Raw genomic sequence first — 12,900 nt, forward strand, 5'->3', positions numbered from 1 at the left:
CTATATCCTCTACCTAAATACATGACTGATCGTATTTATATACATGTAGTTAAGTAATAAACCTACTTAATTTCATATTTTTAAGCCATAGCTTAATAGTTGCACATGAACCAATCAACTGAAACGTCTTTACAGCGTTCCCTACCCACATTCAACTATCATAAAAAAATCAGAGATTATTTTAAATCGAGGTCCAAAACCTGGCAGTGGTTTAAAGATGAAAAGGTAAAGTCACATCAAATAGATGCGTTAAAATCATCTTTATTAAAGAATACATACAGGCTAGATAGGGATTCACATTTTGACTTGTTTAAGGTAAGCGATCAAGTATGTGAAAATTTGAACCTGACCGCTCAAGTCACCTTTTATCAAGAGCAAAATAGCATTCAAGATAATTGTGCTATTTCAATTATTGAAGATGAGGCTCATATAGTTTTTTCAGGGAATCTTTTAGAATTGTTGGATGAGCGGCAATTAACCGCATTGATAGCTCATGAATTAGGACATTTTTTATTTTTTAAAATAGAAAATGGTGAGTTTGAAATTACCCAACGTATTATTCTGGCCCTTGCCAATGATTCACAAAGTGATCCTGTTTTTGTAGAAACTGCTCGTAAATTTCAATTGTTTTTGGAACTTTTTTGTGATGCTTGTTCTTTTCAAGTTTGCAGGGAACACTATTCTGTCATACAATGTTTGGTCAAGGTTTCAACAGGGCTAAAGCGAGTGAATGCTCAAAGCTATCTAGATCAAGCCAAAGAGATTTTACAAGGAGAAGAAAACAGCTCATTAAACACTACACATCCAGAAACTTACATAAGAACCTTTGCGCTAGATCAACTATCGAGAAGCGCTCATAATCTTGAAGAGGTCATTAAACCGCTTATCATAGGTAAGATAGATGTGAATAATTTAGACCTTTTTCAACAAAAGGAACTAAGTTCATTCACGTATCAATTTTTAGAATTTATTCTGTTACCAGAATGGATGCGTACTTCTAGAAATATGACACACGCTTCAAGTTTCTTTTCTAAGTTTTATGTAAGTAATGAAAAGCAAGAAGTAAATAGTATCAAAAAGTTTATTAATGACGCAGCAATTGGCACACATAATTACCTATGCTATGTACTGCTAGATTTTAGTAAACTAGATGCAGATCTTGAGTTGTTACCTCTTGCTCACACACTTGAAATTGCGAATTTATTAGGAATAAAAGAGGAGTATGAACGTATTGTTAGAAAGGAATATCAACTAACTATTAGAGAGTTTAAATCTCTCAAGGATGAAGCAATGAAAGACTTGAATAAGTTGTCTCAAGAACAAAGAAGTATTTATGACCATGAATGATTACAGGAAAAGTTTTTTCAGCTTATTAGATGAGATAAAAGCTTCAAATGGAAATACTACGGTGGATTTTATTGCTCAGGTTTTACCATTGCTTGAAAAAGCACTATATGCTCATAATCAAGATAAAGTTTTAAAGATCACTAGCATAGATCAAGTTCTTTATAATGGTAGAATTTTAATCATTGAACAAGAAACTAGTAGTGCAGTAATCTCGACTGGTCTACCTCAAAAACCAAAAGAAGATGGAGCAGTCAAGGTGTCGGATACTATTTATCAAAATAGATCAAATAACGTCACTTCGTTTGAAAATCAAAGTGATTACTTGCATTTGGATAATGCTAGTCCGGTAAAAAATCCTGCCTATGTTATGCATTATAAAGCATGGGATTATGAGATGGGAACATACGATCCTTTAACAGAAGTGTTTTTATTGGGTATGTTAATGGCTAGCCTAGCCTATGGTCTAGATTTCCGCGATAAGGATGAATTGTTACGCTTTGTAGAAAATAGAGAAAGGTTATACTTTTTGAAAAAAGAGCTAGATCCTACCATTCATCATGTCATAAGAGAAATGACTCCGATTTACAGAGAAGATCGTATTCCAAATTTAGAAGAGGTTGTAGCAAAACTTAAAAATTACCAAGATTTTAATCCTGAAAATTATCAAGACCTTACCGAGACAATAGGATTCAAATCAATTAACATCAAGGAACGTGGAACATATATTTTAGATAAGTTACGACGACGCTTGTTTGACATATCTCGTAGAAATAAACTTCTTTACTTCAAATCAACAAGTAGTTTTTTAAACCTTACAGAAGCATCTATTCCTTTATTGCTAGATCACAAAAATATTACCGAGAAAGATATCATCTTTTGGGGACCAGTTATGGAAGGTAAATTATTGGGTAAAAAATCACTTCTGTTAAATAGGTATCTTGATATAACTAACAATAGGTTTTTAAATCCTATACTCAACAAAATAAGGTTGGAAGCAAGAAAGAGCCGTAACGAATACGGATTTGATCAACTGCGATTAGTTGTTGCTTTTTTACACTGGTATAATTTTAAAGAAAATAGGGAAGAACGTATTTCTTCTCCATTGTTGTTGCTTCCAGTTTCATTAGTAAAGAAAAAAGGAGTAGAAGATCGGTATCAACTAGAGGTCACAACTACTGATGCGGAGATCAATCCAGTTCTTAGTTACTATCTTAAAGATTTATATGATATAGAACTTCCCGATTTTATAGATTTAAAGGAAAGTTCACTTGAAGATTTAATAGGTAACATACGTAATCAAATTCTTAATTCAGGTAATGGAGTAGAACTTCAATGGAGAGAAAAACCCCAAATTCAACTTATTCATAAAGCGGCTCGACGCAATTTCAAACTCAAAAAACGTAAACTTAATCGCCGCACGAGTAATTTAAATTTAAGACAATTTGATTATTCGTATAAAGAGGATGATTTTAAACCTTTAGGAATTGAACTCTTCAAAACTTTGGTTCATAAAAAGATTAATGATCTTGAATATATAATTAATGAAGATATCAATCCTTACAGTGATTTAGCTGTTGCAGAAAAAGAGCGCAGCTTCTATCGTAATGATAATTATGGCGTTGTAAATCCACTGGTTTGGGAAGTGGATACCTGCAACATGACTTTAGGTAATTTCAATTATCGTAAAATGAGTATTGTTCGTGATTACAACGATATTATTAATGCTGATATTAAGGATGAAGTCTTTGAAGAATTATTTAGTGAGAATCCTCGAAAGTTAATTGAAGAAGAAGGCATCAGTACTCAATTGAATGATTTATACCCCATAATTGCAGCTGATCCTACACAAACAAAAGCCGTTTATAAAGCACGCAGTGGTCGCAATTATATTATTCAAGGTCCACCAGGTACCGGTAAATCTCAAACGATAACCAATTTGATAGCAGATTATGTCGCCAGAGATCAAAAGGTGCTTTTTGTTTGTGAAAAACGTGCTGCACTTGATGTGGTTTACCATCGTTTAAAAAACAAACAACTGGACGAATTATGTTGTTTAATTCATGATTCACAGACCGACAAGAAATCTTTTATCATGAATTTAAAAGGGACCTATGAGTCCTTTTTAAAAGATAAGATGAAGTCTAATGCTATAGTTAAGGAAAGAAATGAGATAATCGATAAAATACAAACGCACATTAACCGACTAGAGAGCTTTCATAACATAATGCGATCTGGTGAGACTCCTATCTTTCAAGTTTATCAAGAGGTAATTAGTGATATTGACAAGTTTGAGAGACTTGCCAAGGCGGAATATTTTGTAATCCCTGATTTCGATGAGTGGAAATCAAATGAAAATTGGATCAAGGAGTTCTTAAATCAAATAAGGATCAACCATTATGGTGATAGCATCAAAAACTTTCCGTTAAACGGTATAAGTCCAGAACTATTATCAACATCTGACTATAAGACTACAATTCACAAAGAGTTAAGCAGTGCTCTTACCATATTGGAGCAGATTAATGAATGGATTGATGAAAATGATGGAGATACCACTATGGTATGGGATGATTGGATTAAGGAAGTCAATCTGATGGAAAAATCAAAAGGGATTATTGCAAAAGGAAACCTTGCTATTTTAACTCCTGATAATCCACAAGCTACAGCTTTACTGAACGATAATAAAAAGCTTGAAAAATCACGTAAGAAGTGGCAAGATAAGCAAGATGAAAATCGTTTTTGGAAAGTAAAGTGGAATGCAATTGACGCCTATGAGATAAAAAATCAATGGGACCGAGCTAATGCTAACATTCTAAAATTTTTGAACCCCAAATGGTATCGATTAAAAAAGCAAATTAAAGAAGCTTATGACTTTCAAAAACATAAAGTAAAACCAGAAATCGATTCAGTACTAAGCAGATTGGTAGACGAATATGACCTTCTTAATAGTTTTGAAAATGAAAAAAGAAAATTAGAAAATCGCTATGGTTTTACCAATTATGACGATGGTATTCAATGGTTAAAGCAATTACACAATACAGGTAGTCCGATTGTAACCAAGTGGATAGAAATCGATAATAGAGATTATTTATCTGGACTTATTAGTGTTTTACCTTTGTTTAATAGTCTTAGAAATTCGTTGTCTAAAATCGCTAAGAGTTTCGGTAATTATTCAATAGCAACTTTAGAAGATAGAATTAGTGGTGCTTTGACGATGACTAATAGTTTATCCTTATTTAAGCCTCACATAGAAAAACTTAATAATGCCGATTTTAAATTGCAATCGCTTTTGAGAGATCGCAATTGGAGAGAAGATGAGATAAATTTTCACTGTGCTTACAAAACAATTCTGGATAATAGTGATAATAATCCTGCATTTGCCCAAATGAATGAGGATAGCCTGCAATTCTCTATCAGGGAAATTCAGAACTTATTAGATAAATACTATAATGCCAATGTAGCCTTTATACGTTCTAGAATAAGAGATCAATTTCTCAATAAAATTAGAATTACTGAAAGCACAGCCGCTCAATTAACAAATGAAGAAAAGGAACTCAAAAAGATATACAAATCATCTCGCAAAATATTAGAAAATGAGTTCAATAAAAAGATGAGGTATAAGTCTATCAGAGAGTTGGCAACTGGCGAGGCACAAGAAATTATGACAAGTTTAAAGCCAGTCTGGTTGATGAGTCCATTGAGTGTAAGTGATTCAATGCCTATTGATACTTCCATTTTTGATGTTGTTATATACGATGAAGCTTCTCAAATAACAGTAGAAGAAGGCGTTCCTTCTCTATTTAGAACACACCAAACGATTATTGTAGGTGATGAAATGCAAATGCCTCCTACCAATTTTTTCAGTACAACAAGTGTTGATGTAGATGAGGATGAAGAAGAACAAGAGCAACGGATAGGTATCAACCTAGATGCCGACAGTCTATTGAATCAAGGAGCAAGAAAATTACCATCAGTAATGCTGGGATGGCATTATCGCAGCCGTAGAGAAAGTTTAATAAGCTATTCAAATGCTGCTTTTTACAAAAGAGAACTACTTACCATTCCAGATAATCAACTATCGATTCATGGAGCAGGTGAACTCACACATGTCTTAAATACTGATCAAGAAATAGATATTGATGATGTGCTTCAACGTAGTATAAGTTACCACTACCTTGAAAACGCAGTTTATCATAAAAGATCAAATAAAGACGAGGCTACTTACATAGCTCACCTAGTAAGAAAACTACTTACTCAACAAGTTAATAAAAGTATAGGTGTAGTGGCTTTTTCTATGGAACAACAATCTGTTATCGAGTCTGCTCTAGAAGAGTTAGCACTGTTGGATACCCGTTTCGGTAAACTTTTAGAGGAAGAATATAATCGTACCGAAGAGGATCAGTTTACAGGGTTATTTGTAAAAAATCTTGAAAATGTCCAAGGAGATGAAAGAGATATTATCATCATGAGCGTGTGTTATGGTTTTAATACACAAGGTAAAATGTTGATGAATTTCGGCCCTATAAATAGACGTGGCGGAGAAAAAAGACTCAATGTCATATTCTCTAGAGCAAAGAGAAACATGATGATCGTCTCTAGCATTTTAGGAGAGCACATTAAAAACGATTACAACGAAGGAGCTAGGTATTTTAAACGCTTTCTACAATACGCTAAACAAATTTCTGATGGTAATATAGAGAATGCTTCTTCCATATTAGATAGTTTACATGTTTCTCAAAACCTAGATTTAAAAGGCAAGGAAATACCGCTTAAATCCAAGTTAAAAGAGGTTCTAAAAGCAAAAGGATATGAGGTTTATAACGATATAGGGCAGTCACATTTTAAGGTAGATATTGCGATAATTTCACCTAATGACACTCAATTTAAAATGGGTATCCTATTGGATTATAAAAGTCATTATCACGGTGATAATGTACTAGAGCAGTATTGTCAAAAAACAAGCGTGTTGGAAACTTTTGGTTGGAAAATACTACGCGTATATGTTAAGGATTGGGTGGAACAACCCAATCGAGTATTAGAAAAAATAAGACAAACAATAGAAAATGAAGAAAAATTATCTCCTGTAACAGCAACAAATCATGAACGAGAAATGCAAGAGGTAGTTAGTGAAGATGTGCAACAAGTTTCTGATAGTACTATAGAGTCACAATCATCACAAACTAGTGATGACTTTAAAAGATATGAGTATGTACAAGGGAATAGCAATAAATTCTGGGAAATAAAAGTAATAGGTAATGAAGTACACACACGTTATGGTAGAATAGGGAATCAACCTCAAACTAATGTGAAATCTCTGTCTACTCGTGCCGATGCACTTAAAGAAGAAATGCGATTAACCGGAGTAAAGTTACGTAAAGGCTATCGCAGGTCTTAATGCACCTCAATATCAATGACAAACCCTTCATGACTGCGCAGGTTCATAACGTGACCATCATTAAAAATCAAGTATTGTCCTTTGATACCTTTAAGCACGCCGTTGTGTTCTGGTGTTTTGGTTAAATTCACGCTTTTTACCTTTTTTGGATATTCTAATACTGGGAATTCAATTTCCCATTCTTTAGCATTATCTAGCGTGTAGGGTAAGGTCTCTTGAGGCAGGTGCTGTAGTAAGCTTTCGCGGAAGCGTAATAAATCAACATCCTCTACGTCATTAGTTAGCATTTTACGCCAATTGGTTTTGTCAGAAACATGTTCCTTAAGCGCAACTTCACTTATTCCAGCAAGATATCGATTAGGAGTTTCAAGTATAGCAATGGCCTCGTGGGCACCTTGATCAATCCATCTAGTTGGAATTTGTGATTTACGAGTAACACCTACTTTAATGTTGCTACTATTGGCCAAATAAACGATATGAGGTTGTAATTGTACCTTTTTTTCATACTCTAAATCGCGATCTTCTTCATCTAGATGAGCCTTGCTTAATTCTGGTTTCATAATCCAGTCACCAGCTTGTGGTATAGCAGTAAAGCAATCATAACAAAATCCTTGTCGCCATATTTTTTTATCTAGTCCACAATTCAAACACTCGTTTGCCACATGTTTTATGGTAATAGATTTATCAAGTAACTGGTTCATATGAACAAATTGATCTGGAAAAACCAAATAATATTGAACTTGTTCTTGAATTTCAGTTTGCATTTTACGTACTGTACCTGTTACCTTCATTTTATGAATTTTATACTGTAGAGGTTATATCTTTACCATCACAAAAATACTCTAAGCCACTCAAATGGGTAACACAATACTTAATTCTGTCGTAAGCTGGTTTCTTAAGAAACGCATTCATGATATGGAGTTGTTTATTAAGCATCCTCAAGAGCTGCAAGATAATGTGTTGCAAGACCTTATTTATTTTGCACGTAATACAGAGTATGGTAAAAAATATGGGTTTAAAGATATTAAGTCCTATAAAGATTTTGCTGCTATCATGCCAGTTGTGGAGTATAGTGATGTTCAAGCCGATATTGAGCGCTGTAAATCAGGAGAGAATAATATATTTTGGCCTACAGATATCAAGTGGTTTGCAATGAGTAGTGGAACCACGAGTGCTCGTAGCAAATTTATTCCTGTAAGTCAAGAGTCGCTAGAGGATTGTCATTATGCCGCTGCCAAAGATTTACTGTGCATGTATCTTAATAATAATCCAGAATCAAAACTGTTTACAGGGAAAGGGTTAAGACTAGGTGGTAGTAAAAAACTAGATAAAAAGGCTGGCACTGCTGCAGGCGATTTGAGCAGTATATTAATTGATAACATGCCTTTTTGGGCCGATTACAGCAGTACTCCAGGCAACGAAACAGCTTTACTTGCCGATTGGGAGACAAAACTACCTGCTATTGTAAATGAAACTGTAAAAGAGAGAGTTACCAGTCTAGCAGGAGTACCCAGCTGGATGATGGTTTTATTAAACAAAGTATTAGAGACAACAGGAAAGGACAACATTCTTCAGGTGTGGCCTGATATGGAAGTGTTCTTTCATGGCGGCGTTAGTTTTGATCCATACATAGAAGAATACAGGAAATTACTTCCTAGCGATCGAGTAAAGTACTATGAAATTTACAATGCCAGTGAAGGATTCTTTGCCATTCAAGATAAAAACGATAGTAAAGAATTACTGCTCATGTTGGATTATGGAATTTTCTATGAGTTTATCCCTATGGATAATTACGGCACACCCGATGAAGAGATAATACCTCTTAACCAGGTCGAGTTAGGTAAAAATTATGCAGTTATTATAACCACCAATGCAGGATTGTGGCGTTATAAAATTGGCGACACAGTGCGTTTTACTAGTACTTCTCCATACCGCATTAAAGTAACAGGAAGAACTAAGCATCACATAAATGTTTTTGGTGAAGAACTAATTATTGAAAATGCTGAAGAAGCTCTTAAAAATACAATGATTAGCGTGCCTTGTGCTATAAAGGAATATACGGTTGCTCCGGTTTTTATGCATGGCAAGGAAAAGGGAGCGCATGAATGGATGATAGAATTTAATACAGCACCGGTTGATGAGCTCGCTTTCGCGAAAGCGCTAGATGAAAATCTACAAAAAGTAAATACCGATTACGAGGCAAAACGATACAACAATACAACCTTAACCGCACCTAGAATTCACCATGCAAAAGAAAATACATTTTATAACTGGTTGAAGGATAAAAACAAGCTAGGCGGACAGCATAAAATTCCTAGATTAAGCAACAGCCGTGAGTACATGGAAGAACTTTTAAAAATCCATAACTCTCTTTAATTCTACAAAAAGTTAATGGGTGCAATTAGAAGATTATAATAACGTATTTTTGCACCAAAATTAAGAAGATGAGTAAACTGGTTGTGGTAGGAACAGTAGCTTTTGACGCTATTGAAACACCATTTGGTAAAACAGATAAAATTTTAGGTGGAGCAGCTACTTTTATTGGATTAAGTGCTTCTCATTTTAACACCGATGTTGCTCTAGTAAGCGTTGTAGGTGGTGATTTTCCTCAGGAATATCTAGAGATGATGAAAAACCGCGGTATGAATATCGACGGTATCGAGGTAGTAGAAGATGGAAAAACATTCTTTTGGTCAGGTCGTTACCACAACGATATGAACTCTAGAGATACACTAGTTACTGAACTAAATGTACTAGCAGATTTTAACCCTATAGTTCCTGAAGAATATAAGGATGCCGAGGTTGTGATGTTAGGAAACCTACACCCAGCAGTTCAAATGGGTGTGCTAGACCAAACTCCAAATGCTCAATTGGTAATTTTAGATACCATGAACTTCTGGATGGATATAGAATTAGAACTACTTAAAAAAGTAATTGAACGAGTAGATGTAATTACTATTAATGATGAAGAAGCTAGACAATTATCTGGAGAGTACTCACTTGTAAATGCTGCAAAAAAGATCCACGAAATGGGTCCTAAGTATGTAGTGATTAAAAAAGGAGAGCATGGAGCGCTATTATTCCATGATGGAGATATTTTCTTTGCTCCAGCCTTACCATTAGAAGAAGTATTTGATCCTACTGGTGCCGGAGATACATTTGCTGGTGGATTTGCTGGTTTCCTAGCTGCAAGCGGTGACTACAGTTTTGAAAACATGAAGCGTGCTATTATATACGGATCAAATTTTGCTTCCTTTTGTGTAGAGCGATTTGGTACAGAACGCATGCAGTCCATTACCAATGACGAAATTGAAACGCGCTTAAAACAATTTCAGGCGCTTACAAAATTTGAAATGAAAGCTTAAATATGAATGAAAAATGCCCGCCTAAACGCGGGCATTTTTACTACTTTTACCTTTTAGAATTCCCTCATGAGCGACGCGTTAAAACACGAGTGTGGTATAGCACTAATTAGACTACTTAAACCACTAGAATACTACAAAGAAAAATACGGTACAGCATTTTATGGAATAAATAAAATGTACCTTATGATGGAAAAGCAGCACAATCGTGGACAAGATGGAGCTGGTTTTGCGAGTATTAAACTTGATGTGGATCCTGGGCAGCGATATATTTCGAGAGTCCGCAGTAATCAACCACAACCTATTCAAGATATTTTTGGTCAAATTAACGATCGTATTAATACTGAATTGTATAACAGTCCAGAAATTAGAGAAGACGTCGCTGCTCAAAAATCTCAAATACCTTATTTAGGTGAAGTGATGATAGGTCACGTGAGATACGGGACTTTTGGTAAAAACAGTATTGAAAGTGTTCATCCATTCCTTAGACAAAATAACTGGATGCACCGTAATCTTATTATGGCTGGTAACTTTAACATGACAAATGTTAAACAGTTATTCGATAAATTAGTTTCTCTTGGACAGCATCCTAAAGATCTAGCAGATACGATCACCGTAATGGAAAAAGTAGGACATTTTCAAGATAGACAAGTTCGTAAACTCTATAAGAAGTTTAAAAACGAAGGATATTCAAAAGTAGAAGCCAGTCCAAAAATTGCCGAGGAACTAGATGTTGCAAAAATATTGCGTAAAAGTGCTCGAGATTGGGATGGTGGTTACGCAATGGGTGGTTTAATGGGGCATGGTGATGCCTTCTTGCTGCGTGACCCAGCAGGAATACGTCCTGCTTATTACTATCAAGATGATGAGGTGATAGCAATAGCCAGTGAAAGACCAGTAATTCAAACAGCCTTTAATGCTCCTTTTGAACAAGTTCAAGAATTAGAACCAGGTAACGCCATCATTATAAAAAAAGATGGTCGTGTGAGTATTGAACAAATAAAAGAGCCGTTAGAAAGAAAAGCATGTTCCTTTGAGCGCATATACTTCTCACGAGGTAGTGATGCCGAGATTTATAAAGAACGCAAAGAGTTAGGAAGATTATTGTTTCCTAGAATAATGGATAGCATAGATCACGATATTGAAAACTCTGTTTTTTCCTTTATACCAAACACTGCAGAGACTTCTTTCTACGGTATGGTTGAAGCCGCGCATGCAGCACTTGATCAACAAAAGACCGATGCTATTCTTGCTGGTAACGGTCAATTAACTCGTGAGCAGGTTGAAAGCACGCTTTCGCGAAAGCTGAGAACTGAAAAAATAGCTATAAAGGATGCCAAGCTGCGTACTTTTATAACTGAAGATAGTTCTAGGGACGACCTCGTGGCACACGTTTACGATGTTACTTATGGTGTGGTTAAACAAGATGATAATCTTGTGATTATAGATGATTCAATTGTAAGAGGAACCACATTGAAAAAGTCCATTCTTAAAATGATGGATCGATTACAGCCTAAACGTATAGTTGTCGTGTCTAGTGCGCCACAAATTCGTTATCCTGATTGTTATGGAATTGACATGGCCAGACTAGAGGATTTGGTAGCATTTAGAGCTGCATTAGAATTACACAAGGAAAGAGGTACGTATCAAATGGTTGAAGATATTTATGAAAAATGTCTTACTCAAGTCAATTTTGAAGATATTGATGTAGTCAATTACGTAAAAGAATTTTACGATCCATTTACCGATGAAGAGATCTCAAATAAAATTGCCGTTCTACTTTCCGATGAAGATTTAAATGCCGAGGTAAAAATTATCTATCAAAAAGTGGACGATTTGCATAAAGCTTGTCCTAAAAATTTAGGTGACTGGTATTTTACAGGTAATTATCCTACACCAGGAGGAAATCGTGTAGTTAATAGAGCCTTTATTAATTTCTTTGAAGGGAATAAAGAAAGAGCTTATTAATAGCACTCGTTTTAGATAAAAAATAAAGCCTTAACATTTTATGAATGTTAAGGCTTTTTAATTAAGCGGTTAAGTGATTACTTACCTTCAGCATATCGTTTTGATACCTCAGTCCAATTAATCACATTGAAGAAAGCTTCAACATAATCAGGTCTGCGGTTTTGGTAATTTAGGTAGTATGCGTGTTCCCATACATCTAGACCTAAAATTGGAGTTCCTCCACATCCTACCTCTGGCATCAATGGATTGTCCTGGTTAGGTGTACCACATACTTCTAACTTTCCACCTTCATGAACACAAAGCCATGCCCATCCAGAACCGAATTGTCCTTTGGCAGCATCACTAAATTTATTTTTAAAATCTTCAAATGATCCAAAAGATTCGTTGATGGCTGTTGCTAGTTCTCCATCAGGATTTCCACCACCATTAGGAGACATTACTTCCCAAAAAAGTCTGTGATTATAAAAACCACCACCGTTATTTCTAACAGCTGTATTGCTCATGTCTAGATTTGAAAGAATGTTCTCGATAGATTTTCCTTCTAAATCAGTTCCTTCAACGGCATTATTCAATTTTGAGGTGTAACCTGCGTGGTGCTTTCCATGGTGAATCTCCATGGTTCTTGCATCAATGTGTGGTTCTAGTGCATCGTGTGCATATGGTAAATTTGGTAGTTCAAATGACATATCGTGTAATTTTTAGTGTTAATGTTTAAAGTGCTAAAGTTAAACACAATAGCCTAAGTGTTAAAGTATTTATTGTTATAAATTCCCTAAACAGTGACAACTATTTCATAATCATATCAAAGCGGTGATTAACTTTCTTATTTTT

The 12,900-nt window shown here is 35.0% G+C and carries 7 protein-coding genes; 5 read left to right on the forward strand and 2 right to left on the reverse strand.

Annotated features, from left to right (window positions below; genetic code table 11):
- Positions 1-105 precede the first annotated feature (105 nt).
- Both AAT17_RS08730 and AAT17_RS08735 read left to right on the forward strand, forming a co-directional pair.
- The gene (locus tag AAT17_RS08730; protein ID WP_060523659.1) at positions 106-1,347 is read left to right on the forward strand and encodes a M48 family metalloprotease; all 1,242 of its coding nucleotides are present in this window, start codon (positions 106-108) and stop codon (positions 1,345-1,347) included.
- Positions 1,334-6,739, forward strand: a complete 5,406-nt coding sequence (locus AAT17_RS08735) for an AAA domain-containing protein (protein ID WP_253279760.1) — start codon at positions 1,334-1,336, stop codon at positions 6,737-6,739. The genes AAT17_RS08730 and AAT17_RS08735 overlap by 14 nt, the downstream gene beginning before the upstream one ends.
- Here AAT17_RS08735 and AAT17_RS08740 read toward each other — a convergent pair.
- Positions 6,736-7,530: a DUF2797 domain-containing protein gene (locus tag AAT17_RS08740; protein ID WP_060523661.1), complete on the reverse strand. Its 795-nt coding sequence runs from the start codon at positions 7,528-7,530 to the stop codon at positions 6,736-6,738. The genes AAT17_RS08735 and AAT17_RS08740 overlap by 4 nt on opposite strands.
- A gap of 64 nt (positions 7,531-7,594) precedes the next feature.
- Here AAT17_RS08740 and AAT17_RS08745 point away from each other — a divergent pair, with 64 nt between their 5' ends.
- The 3 genes from AAT17_RS08745 (at position 7,595) to AAT17_RS08755 (ending at position 12,069) form a co-directional block, all read left to right on the forward strand.
- Positions 7,595-9,115, forward strand: coding sequence for a GH3 auxin-responsive promoter family protein (locus tag AAT17_RS08745; RefSeq protein ID WP_060523662.1), 1,521 nt, complete (start codon positions 7,595-7,597; stop codon positions 9,113-9,115).
- A 68-nt stretch (positions 9,116-9,183) separates the two neighbouring features.
- Positions 9,184-10,104, forward strand: coding sequence for a PfkB family carbohydrate kinase (locus tag AAT17_RS08750; protein WP_042277198.1), 921 nt, complete (start codon positions 9,184-9,186; stop codon positions 10,102-10,104).
- Positions 10,105-10,170: 66 nt separating this feature from the next.
- The gene (locus tag AAT17_RS08755; RefSeq protein WP_060523664.1) at positions 10,171-12,069 is read left to right on the forward strand and encodes an amidophosphoribosyltransferase; all 1,899 of its coding nucleotides are present in this window, start codon (positions 10,171-10,173) and stop codon (positions 12,067-12,069) included.
- Between the two features lie 77 nt (positions 12,070-12,146).
- On the opposite strand, the gene AAT17_RS08760 is transcribed toward AAT17_RS08755, so the two are convergent.
- On the reverse strand, positions 12,147-12,755 hold the full coding sequence (locus AAT17_RS08760; RefSeq protein ID WP_042277203.1) for a superoxide dismutase: 609 nt from the start codon (positions 12,753-12,755) through the stop codon (positions 12,147-12,149).
- Between the last annotated feature and the right edge of the window lie 145 nt (positions 12,756-12,900).

This window comes from Nonlabens sp. MIC269 (genome assembly GCF_001430865.1).
In the GTDB taxonomy this organism is placed as follows: domain Bacteria; phylum Bacteroidota; class Bacteroidia; order Flavobacteriales; family Flavobacteriaceae; genus Nonlabens; species Nonlabens tegetincola.